Source organism: Rhizorhapis sp. SPR117 (genome assembly GCF_021742065.1).
The window spans coordinates 1-15546 of record NZ_JAKKIE010000071.1; the positions used below are offsets into that span (position 1 = coordinate 1).

Consider the following 15546-nt stretch of genomic DNA (forward strand, 5'->3'; position numbering starts at 1 on the left):
CCGCATCGCGGGACATACAAATACTAGGGTCACTTCTCGATGAAAATCCCGGGTCAACTCTCAGCGGTAATCAACACTTTACCTCCATCAACGATTTGAAGGCCGATGGAGCCATGATGATTGAGTCGGGTTCAGGAGTGCGCGTCCGCGATATTAACGGCAAGGAATATATCGACGGAATGGCCGGCCTGTGGTGCGTGAACCTTGGCTATGGGCGCAAGGAAATTTCCGATGCGATTACACGGCAGAGCGAGAAACTGTCGTTCTTTCATACCTTCAACGGCATGAGTACCGATGTCGTGGGCGAATGCGCCGAGGCGCTGCTGGCGCGCGCGCCAGTGCCGATGTCACGCGTCTTTTTCGGCACTTCGGGGAGCGATGCGAACGAAACGCAGCTCAAGCTCATCTGGGTTTACAACAACCTGCGCGGCTTGCCTAACAAGAAGAAGGTGATCGCTCGCTGGAACGCCTATCACGGTTCTGGCGTGGCTACTGCCAGCCTGACCGGCCTGCCGGGCATGCATACGCTTTTCGACTTGCCCAAAGGCCCGATCCTGCATGTCAGTGCGCCCTATTATTATCGTAAAGCGCCCGATGGAATGTCCGAGCGCGAATTCTCCCGCCAGCTCGCCAAGGAGCTGGAGGATCTGATTGAGCGTGAGGGTGCCGATACGATCGCCGCATTTTTCGCCGAAGCGGTGATGGGTGCTGGCGGGCTGATCCCGCCGCCCGAAGGCTATTTCGAGGAGATCATGCCAATCCTCAAGAAGAACGACATTCTGCTCGTCGCCGACGAGGTGGTTTCGGGCTTTGGTCGGCTTGGCACCTATTGGGGCTGCCAGACATACGGCTATGAACCCGACCTCATCACATCGGCCAAGGGCGTCACTTCGGGCTATTTCCCGATGTCGGCAGTTTTCATTTCGCCCAAAGTTTGGAACGTTCTCGAAACCGGTGCGGATCAGATTGGCGTCTTCGGTCATGGCTACACCTATTCGGCACATCCCGTTGGAGCAGCCGCAGCGCTTGCAGCGCTTAAGCTAATCGACGAATTGAAGGTGGTTGAAAATGTCGCTGATGTCGGTCCTTACATGATGCAGGGTCTACGTGACCGTTTGGGTCAGCATCCTCATGTCGGGGATATTCGCGGCAAAGGTTTGATGCTCGGCATCGAGCTGATGAAAGATCGCGGCACCAAGGAAACTTTCCCTGCTGCAAACCGGACAGGTCGTCAGGTTTTGAAGGCTGCTGCTGAACGTGGCCTGATCACGCGCGCACTGGGCGATACGCTGGTCTTTGCGCCGCCGCTTGTAATCAACCGGGGCGAAGCTGACGAGATTGTGGACAAGTTTGCGCTGGCTGTGGATGACGTTTTGAAATCCTGATCGCACTGGGGCCGCCCGAAGTGTTCGGGCGGCTCATAACAAAGACCTTGGGTGGGGTGCGACATGGAACTTAATACAGCCATCTCCGGCATGGCTACTGCGGAAGAAGGCACAGAACGCCTCAGCCGAGATGGCCTGGTTAGTGCAATATTGGTTGCCCTGGTAGGCGCTGTCGTGATCTTCATAACGCCAGGATTTCTGGCCATCGTGGCCCAAAAAACCGGGTTCGACAACGATCAGCTGGGCTATCTGGCGGCCTGGGATATCAACGCCATGGGCGTCACTATAGGTATCAGTACCTTTGCCTTGGCCAAGGTTCGTTGGCGTCTGGCTGTCGGACTTGGCCTGGCGTTAATAATAATCGGAAATCTTTTGACTGCGGCGGTCATCAGCTTTCCGGCGATGGCGGCGGCGCGGGTCGTTGCCGGGGCGGGAGAGGGAATTGCAATCGGGTTTTCATTCGCGGCGCTGGGTCGGGCGAAGAATCCTGATCGGGCCTTTGCAATATATCTGGTTGCCGGAGCCTTGCTCAGTACCGCCTTTCTCTACTCGCTTCCGGCGGTCATGGCAGACTTCAGGCCAAGCACAATTTTCATTGCCAATGCAGGACTCGCCGCGCTGGTGTTGCTTTCGCTGCGGGCCTTTCCCGATGGTAGCAAGGACGAGCCGGACATATTCGCGGCTGGCGGCGGAAAGCTTGACCTGCGCGTTGCATCCGGTGCTCTGCTCGGGGTGTTTCTGCTGTTCTTCGCGATGGGTGCGGTGTGGAGCTATGCCGAACGGATCGGCCAGTTAAGCCGATTAACGGATGACTCCATTGCCAATGGATTGTCGATCGGGACTATGGCCGGTGTTGTCGGCGCGGGTCTGGCCGGTATCCTGCCGCGCCGCTGGGGGCGAAGCTTGCCTCTGGTGTTCAGCGGTGCGGTCGGTACCGTCAGCTTCCTGATGTTTCGTGATCAAGTTACGTCCAGCGCCTTCATCCTGGCCTGCGCGATGATGCTGTTCAGCTGGAACTTTGCGCAACCGCTTCTGTCGGGGATTTGTTCGGAGGCCTGTAGCCGTGGACGCGTGGTGTGCGCGATGGCGTCGATCCAGACGTTCGGCACCGGGCTTGGACCGGCAGCTGCGGCGGCCACCCTGGTCACCGGATCGTTCACCGTGATGATCTATGCCGCCAGTTTTGTGCTGGCGCTGAGCATTGTGGTCACAATCGCCACGACGCGTTGGGGGCAGCAGAACCCTGTCTGATCAGGTCATGTTCTGCGAGGCGCGCGCAAATGGGGTAGTGTCTCAGTTTGAATTTTTGGGCTCTTGGGGGTGCAATTCGTTATACACGCGCCATTCTGCGGGATCGTCTAGCCGAGCTGACGGCTCCCAATAAGGAGCCTTGTCCCGCCGGTCTGCTGCGTAAACCTGCACCCAAGTTTTTCCGGTTGCAGAATCTAGCAGGATCGTCCCCTCGTCACTCGGATGAACGCTATAGCGCCCATTCATGGGTTGAGGCGGGTCCGAACTACATGCCCGGCTGGATGCGATAGAGGATTGGTCAAATTTCAAACTGAGACACTACCCTGCTTCCCGACGGCTTGGGATTGACCGCGGCATTGCGGAGCTGATGCTCAACTACAAGAGAGCGAATCGGGGCTTCGAACGACTCCTATATTGGCGACCTGAGACGCAGCCTGAGGATGGCATCTCGGCGCCCAATTCCCAATCGTTCAAGACTGATCCAGGGCTCGCCGAAGTGATTCTACCAGCATATGAACATTCGTTTATGCGGCTGTGCGGCACAGTCTGCATCGGTTCATCGCAGGATGCACTCGAATTACCCGTACAACCACCGGAGTTGTCGGGCGTGTTCATGTCCCCGAAAGGTTGGCCTGAACACGAAGAAAGTCCATGAGGTTCAGGTGCAGCTACATGCCGCACATTTAACGAAGCGAGATGGAGGGTTCTGACAGCCGGATACGCCATTACAGGGGCGGCTGTCGGACGAGAAGCTGCGATCGCGCAGGCCCGGCTGATCGAGTTTGAAGGAGTCGCACAATGAGTATCATTTCCAGAAGTCCAAGAGTTTTGTTATTGCTTGCCATGCTTACCGGGCCAGCGTCGGCCAGCTTGGCTCAGCAGCCGCAGGACTCGCCCGAGTCCGATCTCTCGGCGTCCTATAGCTCGCCTTCGCCTGAAGCGGCTGAGACGACCGAAGGGCCTGAGATCGAAGGCATCATCTCCGCACGTAGCGGCGATCAGGTGCAAGTCACAAGCGCCGACGGCACCAACACAGTTGTCGCCGTCAACGATGCCACCCGTATCAAATCCAGCGGGGGTTTTTTGGGTCTCGATCGCGATCAGCTTGCCGCAGACTCGCTGCTCAACGGCCTGCCGGTTACCGTCAAGACATTGCAGTCGGGCGGTAGCCTGGTGGCAAGTCAGATCGATCTCAAGAACAAGGACCTCAAAACCGCATCGATGATCCGTACCGGCACTGCGCAGGGCTTTGCTGAACAGACTGCGGCAACGGAAGCGCTGCGCGGCCGCATGGGTGATATCGATCAGTATAATGTCAAAAGCACGACGAACGTGAACTTCGATTTTGGCAAGGCGGTGCTGTCAGCTCAGGCGAAAAACGATCTCTGCGCCACGGCAACCACCGCCGAGGCGATGGATAACGCGCTGCTACTTGTCGTTGGCTACACCGATTCGACAGGAAGCGAGGAATTCAACCAGGTGCTGAGCGAAAAGCGAGCCGGTCGCGTCGTCAATTATCTTCAGCAGGCCTGCGGCTGGAAACCCTATCGCATGCTTACCCCCACCGGCATGTCCGAAGCGGACCCGTTAGCGGACAATGAAACCGTCGAAGGCAAGGCACAGAACCGCCGCGTTTCGGTGAATGTCCTGGTCAGCAAGGGCCTTGACGGTCTGTGAGACGCGCGGGGTGGGCAAAGCCCACCCCGGGCTCCGATACGTTCTATGCGGACATTTCAAGGCACGTCCGCGATGAATGGCGTCAAGCAGCAGGGCTTTTCTTGCCCTCCAACGGTTCGTCACAGGTTTGTTCAATGCGACACTGGCGCGTTGTCGGTTGTTTCGCGTCATCATAGAGCCATGAAGCGACGCATTTCTGCAGCCGCCGACAGAGCCGCCGTTCCCGGCCCAAACCGTACCCACGAGCTCCGTGCGGCCGGAAGCGCGCTCGTCGCAACGGCGCGATGGGAACCGCTGGCAAGGCGCGTCGTTTCCCGACCATGGCTCAGACGTTGCAAATCGCCTCATTGTTGCTGGTTGCTGTCGCTTGGGCGCTCGCCTTCGCGCACGCCGCTGAATATCCGGGCAAGATGCGGCTTGAGCGGAACGACTATTACGTGGTCCAGACGATCTACTATCCGGGCTTCACGCTGGGTGGTGCAAGCGAGCCGCTGGCGATCGCGGCGCTCGCCGTGCTGCTCGCCTTCGTCCCCTTCGAAAGCGCAGATTTCTGGTTGGTAGGCCTGGCACTGGTCGCAACCGTCGCCACGCAGGCGATCTTTTGGATCACGACCCAGCCAGTGAACCGGGTTTGGGTCAGGGAATTGAAGCTCGGCAAGACGGGCGGGCGCTTCTTTGCGCCCGATGCGCGCTCCGTGTCGGGCGATTGGATGAAGCTTCGCGACCGCTGGGAAGCATCGCATCTCGCGCGCGCCGCTCTGATGTCGGTCGCACTGATCGCGCTCGTGGTCGCAGTCGCACTGTAGTGGACTTGTAACGGATTTGCCATCACGCGCAACTGCATCGAGATCATGTTCCGGTGCCTCAGCGACCGGCAACGCATCGCCGACGTTACGACAGATGCCCAACCGCATTCCTTTCCGCTGGCGCTCCCGCTCTCGCTACCTTCCTCTTCTGGTTGTGAGTCCTAACCCTAAAACTTTGTTCCCACAGGTCGATTTAGTGGTGGAGGTCTGCAAATGCGCGTTCGTGTGCGTAAGCGGCATCCTCAGCATTATATAGCGATCTGCTCCGGCGTCCTGTCGAGGCAGGGCGGTCCAGAGGGAAATGGCATAATGATAACATGGTTCGCAATGAAAGCGCCGCTTCGGCAGAAGTTGGCGGTGGCCTTCGGTTTTTTCTCCGCTTTGCTGTTCACGGTCGCATTTGCGACTTATCTGGCGCAGGGCCACCTGGCCGATGCCATCATGACGAAGGATATGGCAGCCGTTCAAACCGTCTATGACGGCATGTTTGGCTGGGCCTGGATCATTTCGGGCATGGGCGTCCTTATCGGTGTTTGTGCCGCCTGGTATCTGAGCAAGGTCATTGCCGACCCACTGGTGTCCATTGTCACGGACGTTGAATTGATTGCCAAGGGTAATACCGGGGTCGTCATCGGCCGGACTGAATATGAAGATTGCGTCGGCCGACTTGCCCGCGCCATAACTATGGTCCGCGATCAGGCCGTCGGGCGCGAGCAGACGGCGGTACAGGACAATGAAGGCCAGCGTGCCATTGTCATGGCTTTGGGTGATGGTTTGCAACGCCTCGCCATGGGCGAAATCGACCATCAGATCACCACTCCATTTCCCCCGGAATTTGAAAAGCTGCGTATCGATTATAACAAAGCGACTTCCGAACTGCGCAAGATGTTGCTTGCCGTGAGGGAGTCGGCGGATAGCATCAACAACGGCTCTGGCGAAATCAGCTCAGCGACGGAGGATCTTTCGCGCCGGACCGAGCAGCAGGCTGCTGCGCTTGAAGAAACTGCCGCTGCCACCAACGAAGTCACATCGGGCGTTCGGGAAATCGCACAGAGGGCGGGCAGCGCCAATCTGGCGGTCAACGAAGCGCATAACGAGGCGACCGAAGGCGGTCAAACCGTATCGCGCGCCGTTACCGCAATGGATCAGATCGAAAAGTCCGCACAGGAAATTACACAAATCATCAATGTCATCGACGGCATTGCTTTTCAGACCAATCTGCTGGCGCTCAATGCCGGGGTTGAGGCTGCCCGCGCGGGTGATGCGGGCAAGGGGTTCGCGGTTGTCGCCAACGAAGTGCGCGCGCTGGCGCAGCGATCGGCAGATGCTGCGCGAGACATCAAGACGCTGATCACTACCAGTTCCCAGCAGGTCGAAAGCGGCGTGCATCTGGTCGGGCGGACGGGCGAAATGCTGGAGCGGATCGTGTCCAAGGTTGGTGAAGTACGCCGCCTTATCAATGAGATCTCCGCTTCGACCGAAAACCAGGCCGCGAACCTGCAGCAGGTGAACGGTGCGGTCGGCGATATGGATCGCAGCACGCAGCAGAACGCCGCGATGGTGGAAGAAAGCACCGCCGCCGCGCGAAGCCTTGCCTCGGAAGCGCATGAACTGCTGAAACTGGTCAGTCATTTCCATGTGACGAAGGGCGAGCGGGCGCGGCCCGCGCTTGCCCAGCCAAAAGCTGCCGCCCCGGCGCCCAGGCCAAAGGCGGCTCCGCGCCGCCCCGCCGCGACCGTCATTCAGGGCAATATGGCGCTCAAGGCCCAGCCGGCCGACGACGACTGGGAAGAGTTTTGATGCAGGCGAAGACGGGGCGAGCATGACGCTCCGTTCTTCCCTTCAACCTTTGCCTCAATCAATTGCCCGACATGCCGTTATCACCATTAACGACGCAAAAATGGATGTGACATGGATACCCTGAAAAACGCTTCGAGCGAGCTTGCCCGCCGGATTTCCTTTTACGGCCTCAATGCTTCGGATTATGCCAGCTTTCCGGCGATCCGGAAGACGGTAGAAAAACACGGCCCCGCCGCCCTCAAGGCCCTGTACGCAGCAATCGCCGCGACGCCGGAAACGAGCAGGTACTTTAGCTCCCCCGCAGCCATCGACGGCGCAGCGGCCAAACAGGGGCAGCACTGGAACCGTCTCTTCTCCGGTCCGCCGTCCGATAATTATTACCACTCGGCAGAGGCCATCGGCCAGGTGCATTCACGGGTCGGCCTGAATTCGGGCACTTATATTGGCGGCTATGCCCTGGTTCTTGAGCAGCTGATTCTGAAGACGTTGAACACCCCCGTGTCCGCTCCGTTCGGCGGCAGCAAGACGGCAAGAACGGTGGCAACGATGGTGAAGGTCGCCCTGATGGACGCCGACATAGCGGTCTCCAGCTATGACAATGCGGAGCAGGCCAACCGTCAGGCCGTTGTCGAAAAGCTGAGCGACGCGATGGCGCGCGTGGCGCGGGGCGATTTTTCCGTGGCGCTCGATGCGCTGCCCGGAAATTATGCCAGGCTGAGCGTCGATTTCAACGACATGGTTGCAAAGATGCGCGCCACTTTGGGTGCGGTCGCAAATAGTGCGGAAAGCACGCACGCCGGTTCCGCCGAAATCAGTTCGGCCACCCAGGATCTTTCGCGCCGTACCGAACATCAAGCCGCCTCGCTTCAGGAAACGGCGGCGGCCATGAATGCCGTCACCGCGTCGGTCAGCGAAACGGCGCAAAGCGCGGCACAGGTGAGCCGCACGGTCGCCGAGGCCGAAAAGGAAGCGATCCACGGCGGCGATGTGGTGAAGCGCGCGATCGGCGCGATGGACGGGATCGAAAAATCCGCATCCGAAATCGCCAACATCGTGACGGTCATCGACGGCATCGCCTTTCAGACAAATCTGCTGGCGCTCAACGCGGGGGTGGAAGCGGCCCGCGCGGGCGATGCGGGCAAGGGCTTTGCTGTTGTCGCCAACGAGGTGCGCGCGCTGGCCCAGCGGTCGGCGGACGCGGCCAAGGATATCAAGGCACTCATCACCACCAGCTCAAGCCAGGTCGCAAGCGGCGTGGATCTGGTTGGGCGGACAGGACAGACGCTCGACACCATCGTCATGCGGATCGGCGAAGTCCGCTCGCTCGTAACGGAGATATCCGCCACGAGTGAAAGTCAGGCCGCGAACCTGCAACAGGTAAACAGCGCAGTCAGCGAGATGGATCGCAGTACGCAGCAGAATGCGGCGATGGTCGAGCAAAGTACGGCGGCCGCGCGCAGCCTTGCGTCGGAGGCCGATCAGCTCGCCCGGCTGGTGAACGGTTTTAACATCGGCGGCGGCGCGGTTCCGACCGCCGGCATGCCACGCCGCCCGCGTCGCGCGGCCTAGATGACGAAAAGGGGGGACATCGACATGAAAACCATCATGCTTCCGCCGGTCATCGACCGGACTGTGACTGCCGAGCTGACGCCTGAGCTGACGGAGGCGCTGGGAACCGGCGCAGGCGTCCTCATCACGGCGGACAATGTGCGCCAGATCGGCCAGTGCGGCCTGCAATTGTTGCTTAGCGCCGCGCTGACCGCCAGTCGCCGGGATATGGCCTTCATCGTGCAGGACGCAAGCGAAGCGTTCATGAACGCGGTGCGGATATCCGGTCTTCGCCGCCATCTCTTCGGCCATGCCATCCAGACGCTCTAAAAGGGAATCGCCATCATGAATCAGGACGATATCCAGCTCATTTTCTTTCAGGAATGCGATGAGGGGCTGACCAGCGCCGAAACCGGTCTGATCGGTTGTCAGTCCAACCCGGAGGACAGCGAGGCGATCAACAGCATCTTCCGTGCCGTGCATTCGATCAAGGGCGGGGCGGGCGCATTTGGCTTCACCGCGCTTCAGCAGTTCACCCACAAGTTCGAAACCGTGCTGGCGCAAGTGCGCGATGGCGACAAGCCCCTGACTGCGCCGTTGCTGGCGACGCTGTTTAGGGCGTTCGACCTGCTCGCCGACCATGTCAGCGCCATCAGGGGCGAATGCGACACGCCTGACGACGCGGAGATGAGCCGCCTGCTCGAACAGATAGCCGAGAGCGATGCGGCGCCCGGCGAAGAGGGTGCGGCGTCCATGGATGAAGACCCGGTTGCCATGGAAATCGCCCCGCCTGTGATAGATGGGTTGGATTTCGACCTTGACGGACTGCTCGATTCCCTTGGCCAGGACGACTGCGCAGTGGCGGATGAACCCGTTGCAAAGGAATGGCTTGTGACAGTCCGCCCGCTTTCGGGCGCGCTGACCAACGGCAGCGAACCGCTGCTGCTGCTGCGCGAGCTAACAAACCTTGGTGCGCGGTGCGACCATGCCAACCTTGATGACCTGCCCGACCTTGATGCCTTCGACCCTGAAGCGGCCTATCTGGAATGGCATTATCGCGTTCCGGCGAGTGTCGAGCGCAGCGCGATTGCAGACATATTCGATTTCATCGGCGCGGAATACAGGCTCAGTATAGAGGAAGTGGATGCCGAGCCGACGATAGAGAACGAGGACATTGCTCCGGTGGCCCCGCCGGCCGCTGGCCCGGTCGCGACGGAGCAACTCGTGTCGGCTGTGGAAAAGACAGCAGAGCCCGTGTCAGCGCCACTCGCCGCGAAAGCGGAACTCCGCGAAATCGCGCCTGCGCCGCAGGCAGGGCAGGCCGCCAAGGCCGGGCAGACCATCCGCGTCGATCTGGAAAAGCTCGACCGGCTGGTGAACACGGTCGGCGAACTGGTGATCACGCAGGCCATGCTGGCCCAGCAGCTTTCGATGCAGGGCATCTCGCAGATTGCCGAACTCGCCGATCTCGACCATCTGACGCGCGAGCTTCAGGATTGCGCCATGTCGATCCGTGCCCAGCCGATCCGTTCGGTTTTCAGCCGCGTGCCGCGCATCGTGCGGGAGCTGGAGACGGAAACCGGAAAGCGGGTCCGGCTGGATGTGGATGGCGAGGGTACGGAACTGGACAAAACGGTTGTCGAACGCATCGGCGAACCGTTGACCCACTTGATTCGCAACGCCATCGACCATGGCCTTGAAACGCCCGATGAACGCGAAGCAGCGGGCAAGTCGCCTGAAGGTGTCGTCCGCTTGACCGCTGAGCATCGCGGCGGTCGTATCCTGATCTGCGTGTCCGACGATGGGCGCGGCATTAATCGGGAACGGGTGTATGCAAAAGCCATCGAGCGCGGCTTGATTGCGCCGGACGCGATTCTGTCCGATGAGGAGATCGACAACCTGATTTTCGCGCCGGGCTTTTCGACGGCGCAGGTCGTTTCCAACATTTCCGGGCGTGGTGTCGGCATGGATGTTGTGAAACAGAATGTGCAGGCGCTGGGCGGACGGATCAGCATCTCCTCGCGCCCTGGCCACGGCAGTGTCTTTACGCTCGCCTTGCCACTGACGCTCGCCATTGCCGATGGCATGATCGTCGGCGTGGGCGAGGAAACGCTGGTCGTGCCGCTCACGCACATCGTCGAAAGCCTTCGGCCGCAACCGCATGAAGTGCGACGCCTGGGTGGCGGCAAGTGCATGCTCAACGTCCGCGGCCAGTTTCTGCCGGTGCAGCATGTCGGTTCGCGATTGGGCATCGGCGGCGGCGTGGCGGATCCGACTGAGGCTGTACTGATCGTCGTCGAATCCGAAACGGCTGGTCATTCGGTCCTGATGGTCGATGCGATCAAGGATCAGCGGCAGGTGGTGATCAAGAGCCTGGAGACGAATTTTCAGCAGATCGATGGGGTCGCTGGCGCCACAATATTGGGTGACGGACGAGTCGCGCTGATCCTGGACGTTGAATCGGTGGTTGCGTCCGAACTGGGACGTTCTCGTCTGGCCGAAGCAGCATGAGCGCGCTCGCGGTTACCACGCAAAGCCCGTTCGATGTCGCCCACGACTTTGCCTATCACCGGGACGATTTTCAGGCGCTTTCGGCATTGATCTATGCCGATGCGGGCATTGTCATGCCAGAAGGCAAGGCCATGCTCATTTATTCGCGCCTTACCAAATATCTGCGTGACCGGGCGGTTTCGACTTTTGCGCAATATATCGACTTGCTGAATAGAGATCCCCAGGAACGGCGGCGCGCGATCAGTGCCCTGACCACCAATCACACCAAATTTTTTCGCGAGAACCATCATTTCGAGCATTTTGCACGAGATGTGCGGCCTGGCCTGATCAGGCGGGCGCTGGGTGGCGGCCGGGTTCGTATGTGGTCGGCAGGCTGTTCAAGCGGGGAGGAGGTCTATTCTCTAGCCATGACACTGCTCGGCGAAGATCAGGTCATGGCCCGGCGCATTGCGGGCAGCGACATCGCTCTGCTGGCGAGCGACCTTGCCGATCACGTCCTCGAAACCGGCCGTGCCGCGATATATCCTTCCATCGGTACGGCCGAAATGCCCGCCCGGTTGAAGCAGAACTGGGCGAAGGTTGAAGGCGCCAATATCGTCATTTCAGACGCGGTTCGGGACCTTGTTCGTTTCCGTCAGCTAAACCTGCTCGGCAACTGGCCGTTAAAAGGCATGTTCGACGTTATTTTTTGCCGGAATGTCATGATCTATTTCGATGAACCGACCAAGGAAAAGCTGCTGGATCGCCTGTGTGCGAAGCTCCAGCCGGGCGGCTTTCTGTATATCGGGCACAGTGAACGGCTTGTCGGTCCCGCTGTGCGGCGTTGCGATCCTGTCGGCCCAACCATTTACAGAAAGCATGACGCATGACTGTTCGGGCCCTTGTCGTTGATGACTCCCCCACCATGCGCGCCCTGTTGAGCGCCAGCCTGTCGCGCGATCCGGGCATTGAAGTGGTGGGTGCTGCCTGCAATGCGCAGGAAGGGCGCCGGCTGATCAAGGAACTGGATCCCGATGTCATCACGCTGGACATCGAAATGCCCGGCATGAGCGGGCTGGATTTTCTGGAAAAGATCATGACCCTGCGGCCAACGCCGGTGGTGGTCGTGTCGGGCCTGACCCACAAGGGTGCGGAAACGACGATGCGGGCGCTCGAATTGGGCGCGGTCGATTGCTATGCCAAGCCGGAGGGACCGTTCAACGACAACGAACTGGCGAACATCGTCCGTCATGCCGCGCACAGCAGCATACGCCGCGTGGCAACACATCGGCCCGTCGTTCGCTCCAGCGCCGAATTCCGGTCAAATGGCAATATCATAGCCATCGGATCATCGACCGGCGGCGTCGAAGCGTTGATCCAGTTGCTGAAACGATGGCCCGCCAATTGTCCGCCAACACTGATTGTCCAACATATCGGGGCAAGCTTTTCCGGTGCATTGGCGGCACGGCTGAACACGCATTGCGCGGCCAATGTCGTTCTGGCCGACCATGACCAGCCGCTGGAAATGGGACATGTCTATGTGGCGCCGGGGGGCAGCCATCTGACAGTCTATTCGACGCAGCGGCCCTATTGTCGACTGAGCGACGCCGACCCTGTTTGCGGCCACAAACCAAGCGTGGATATGTTGTTCGCATCCGTCGCGCGGGTGGTGGGCCGTCGAGCCGTTGGCGTGATCCTGACCGGCATGGGCAGCGACGGTGCGCGAGGCTTGCTGGAAATGCGCGATGTGGGCGCAGTGACCTTTGCGCAGGATAAAGACAGTTGCGTTGTCTATGGAATGCCGCGCGCTGCCGTTGAGCTGGGCGCGGCCAGCCATGTGGTGTCCCTTGACGGTCTGGCAGCAAGGGTCATCGAACAATGTCATTCATGACCCCGGCAGGCAACAGGTCCAGCCTGTTGCCGGAAAAGCGCATTAACGTGACCCAGGGCACGACCAGGGTGACGTCGGATTCGGCTGTGGTTTTGACGACGGTGCTGGGCAGCTGCGTTGCTGCCTGTCTGTTCGATGGCATTGCCGGGGTCGGGGGCATGAACCATTTCCTGCTGTCCGAACCGCGCGAGGGCGACCTGTCTTTCGGCGCGCAGTCGGAACGCTATGGCGCCTATGCCATGGAATTGCTGATCAATGAGATGCTGAAGGCGGGCGCGGTGCGCAGGCGGATGAAGGCGTATCTCTATGGCGGCGCGAACATGCATGCAGGAATGCACAAAATCGGATCGGCCAATGCGCGTTTCGCCATTGGTTTCCTCGCTCGCGACGGCATTCCGCTCACATATAGCAATCTGGGCGGGAATGCAGCGCGACGCGTCGATTTCCGCGCTGTGAAAGGTCAGGCGCGCTGCCGCGTTCTGACGGACCAGCCTCCTGATGAAAGTAAAACCACCCCAACCTTGGCGGCGTCCCTGGGTGACGTCGAACTATTCTGACAATTGGAGATCCCCATGACTGCCCCAACCAAGATATTGACGGTCGATGACAGCCCCAGCATGAGAATGCTGCTGCGCATCGCGCTCACCGAACACGGCTATGACGTGGCCGAAGCCGAGGACGGCATTGCGGCGCTTGATTGGCTGAAGGTCAATACGCCTGATATGATCATCACCGACATCAATATGCCCCGCATGGACGGTTTTGGTTTGATCGACGCGCTGCGGGCCGACGGGCGCCATCGGGACCGCCCGATACTGGTCCTGTCGACGGAAAGTTCGGAGGAGAAAAAGGCCCGCGCACGGGCTGCCGGCGCGACAGGCTGGATCGTCAAGCCATTCGACCCGGCCAAACTGGCTGCCGCCGTTCGCCGGGTTTGTCATTGATCAATATAATTTGAAGAAGAGGGATTGGTATCATGTCCAGCCAACTTATCACCTTCCAGATCGGCGAGCAGTTTCTGGGCGTCGATATTATGGCCATTCGTGAAATTCGTGCATGGTCGCCATCCACGCTTTTGCCTCATGTTCCCGAATATGTGCGGGGCGTCATCAATCTGCGCGGCAATGTGCTGCCTGTCATTGATCTTGCCGCGCGCCTTGGCTGGGGTCTGACGGAACCGACCGGACGCCATGTTATCATCGTTGTTCGCATTGCCGAGCAGCTGCATGGCCTGATCGTCGATGCGGTCAACGACATTGTCACCGTCGATGATGACGCGATGCAGGCTCCGCCAAATCTGAATGTAGATAGTGCATCGGCGTTCCTCAAGGGACTGGTGGCGGTCGAGGATCGCATGGTGATGGTCCTGTCGCTGGACCAGTTGGCAGCGGAAACTCGTAATCTGATCACGGCCGAAGCAGCCTGATTCCAATCGCAGCAAAAATAAAGGGAAGCACAATGAATACTCGGGTTCTGGTCGTCGACGATTCCATAACCATGCGTGCGCTTTTCACGGATGTGCTGGAACGGTCGAGCGGGATCAATGTGGTGGGCGCCGCCGCAAACGCCGACGAAGCGCGTGACATGATTGCGGCGCTTAAACCCGATGTATTGACGCTGGACGTCGAAATGCCCGGCAAGAGCGGCCTGGAGTTTCTCGAAGAATTGATGGAGAGCAATCCCATGCCTGTGGTGATGCTATCGACGCTGACGCAAAAGGGGGCACAGACATCATTCAAGGCGCTTGAACTGGGCGCTGTGGACTGCTTCCCCAAGCCTCAGCAGGCAACGCCAGAGGAATTCGACAAAATCGTGGACAAGCTTGGCAAGCTGGTCGTCGCTGCGGCCAACGGCAAGGTGCGATCCAAGGCTGTGAAGGCGGCGGCAGGCACTATCGACCTTTCTGAAATTCCCTTCGAATGGAATGGCAAACTGATTGCCATGAGTGCATCGACCGGCGGCGTGGAGGCCATATCTGAACTGCTCGCCGCATTTCCGGTCAATTGTCCGCCCACCATTGTGTTGCAGCAGATGGAAGCGGGTTTCGCTGTACCGTTTACGGATAAGCTGGACGCAGCGATCAAGCCAAAGGTGGTGGTGGCCTCCGACGGCCTGAAACTGGAACAGGGCACGGTCTATGTCGTTGCCGATCCGGATAAACATGCGGTAATTGACCGCTGGCCCGACGCATCGATCCGCTTGCTCGGCAATGATCCGGTGCAGGGGTTCCGTCCGTCGGCTGACCTGTTGTTTGCGACCATCGCCAAGACGGCCGGGGCAAATGGCGTCGGAATGATCCTGACCGGCATGGGCCGTGATGGTGCGGCTGGCCTGAAGGCCTTGCGTGGGGCGGGCGGCAAGACATTCTGTCAGGACAAGGACAGTTGCATGGTTCACGAAGCCCCCGCTGCCGCCGTGGCACAGGGCGCGGTCGAACAGCAGCTCCCGCTCAATGGGCTGGCTGCCGCTACGCTGGGAGTGGCTGGCAAGTTTGCCAAGGCGGCTTGATCGTGGATGATAATTCCCAAATTTCTCAGGGGGACTCCGCCATCCCCAATGATCTGGCCGTGCTGAGGGCTATCGCCAGCGAATTGGAGGCATCACGGCAATGCCTGGAACAGCTAGTCACCTGAATCCGAAGTTCGCTTCATTGTTTTCTGGCAGAAGCGTTTGACGGCGGCGAGGATCTCGTCGGCGG

Annotated in this window: 14 protein-coding genes; all 14 read left to right on the forward strand. The window is 59.6% G+C overall.

What is annotated here, in order from left to right:
* Positions 1-20: 20 nt before the first annotated feature.
* The 14 genes from L3X40_RS18525 (at position 21) to cheB (ending at position 15356) form a co-directional block, all read left to right on the forward strand.
* Positions 21-1385, forward strand: coding sequence for an aminotransferase (locus L3X40_RS18525; protein WP_237366933.1), 1365 nt, complete (start codon positions 21-23; stop codon positions 1383-1385).
* A 63-nt stretch (positions 1386-1448) separates the two neighbouring features.
* Entirely contained in the window at positions 1449-2636 is a 1188-nt protein-coding gene (locus L3X40_RS18530; RefSeq protein ID WP_237366920.1) for an MFS transporter, read from the forward strand.
* Between the two features lie 798 nt (positions 2637-3434).
* Complete coding sequence (locus L3X40_RS18535) at positions 3435-4313, forward strand: OmpA family protein (protein WP_237366921.1); 879 nt, start codon at positions 3435-3437, stop codon at positions 4311-4313.
* A 284-nt stretch (positions 4314-4597) separates the two neighbouring features.
* Complete coding sequence (locus tag L3X40_RS18540) at positions 4598-5119, forward strand: hypothetical protein (RefSeq protein ID WP_237366922.1); 522 nt, start codon at positions 4598-4600, stop codon at positions 5117-5119.
* 309 nt (positions 5120-5428) lie between these two features.
* Positions 5429-6919: a methyl-accepting chemotaxis protein gene (locus L3X40_RS18545; RefSeq protein WP_237366923.1), complete on the forward strand. Its 1491-nt coding sequence runs from the start codon at positions 5429-5431 to the stop codon at positions 6917-6919.
* A 111-nt stretch (positions 6920-7030) separates the two neighbouring features.
* The gene (locus L3X40_RS18550; protein ID WP_237366924.1) at positions 7031-8488 is read left to right on the forward strand and encodes a methyl-accepting chemotaxis protein; all 1458 of its coding nucleotides are present in this window, start codon (positions 7031-7033) and stop codon (positions 8486-8488) included.
* Between the two features lie 24 nt (positions 8489-8512).
* Positions 8513-8797, forward strand: a complete 285-nt coding sequence (locus tag L3X40_RS18555) for an STAS domain-containing protein (protein WP_237366925.1) — start codon at positions 8513-8515, stop codon at positions 8795-8797.
* A 15-nt stretch (positions 8798-8812) separates the two neighbouring features.
* Positions 8813-10978 carry a chemotaxis protein CheA gene (locus tag L3X40_RS18560; RefSeq protein WP_237366926.1) on the forward strand — a complete coding sequence of 722 codons (2166 nt, stop codon included), beginning with the start codon at positions 8813-8815 and terminating at the stop codon, positions 10976-10978.
* On the forward strand, positions 10975-11847 hold the full coding sequence (locus L3X40_RS18565) for a CheR family methyltransferase (RefSeq protein ID WP_237366927.1): 873 nt from the start codon (positions 10975-10977) through the stop codon (positions 11845-11847). Before L3X40_RS18560 ends, L3X40_RS18565 begins: the two co-directional genes overlap by 4 nt.
* Positions 11844-12848 (forward strand): protein-glutamate methylesterase/protein-glutamine glutaminase, encoded by a 1005-nt coding sequence (locus L3X40_RS18570; protein ID WP_237366928.1) that lies wholly within the window; start codon positions 11844-11846, stop codon positions 12846-12848. The genes L3X40_RS18565 and L3X40_RS18570 overlap by 4 nt, the downstream gene beginning before the upstream one ends.
* On the forward strand, positions 12836-13405 hold the full coding sequence (locus L3X40_RS18575) for a chemotaxis protein CheD (protein WP_237366929.1): 570 nt from the start codon (positions 12836-12838) through the stop codon (positions 13403-13405). The genes L3X40_RS18570 and L3X40_RS18575 overlap by 13 nt, the downstream gene beginning before the upstream one ends.
* 15 nt (positions 13406-13420) lie before the next feature.
* Positions 13421-13792: a response regulator gene (locus L3X40_RS18580; RefSeq protein WP_237366930.1), complete on the forward strand. Its 372-nt coding sequence runs from the start codon at positions 13421-13423 to the stop codon at positions 13790-13792.
* Between the two features lie 32 nt (positions 13793-13824).
* The gene (locus L3X40_RS18585) at positions 13825-14274 is read left to right on the forward strand and encodes a chemotaxis protein CheW (protein ID WP_237366931.1); all 450 of its coding nucleotides are present in this window, start codon (positions 13825-13827) and stop codon (positions 14272-14274) included.
* A 32-nt stretch (positions 14275-14306) separates the two neighbouring features.
* Positions 14307-15356 carry a chemotaxis-specific protein-glutamate methyltransferase CheB gene (gene cheB / locus L3X40_RS18590; protein WP_237366932.1) on the forward strand — a complete coding sequence of 350 codons (1050 nt, stop codon included), beginning with the start codon at positions 14307-14309 and terminating at the stop codon, positions 15354-15356.
* The last annotated feature ends 190 nt before the right edge of the window (positions 15357-15546 follow it).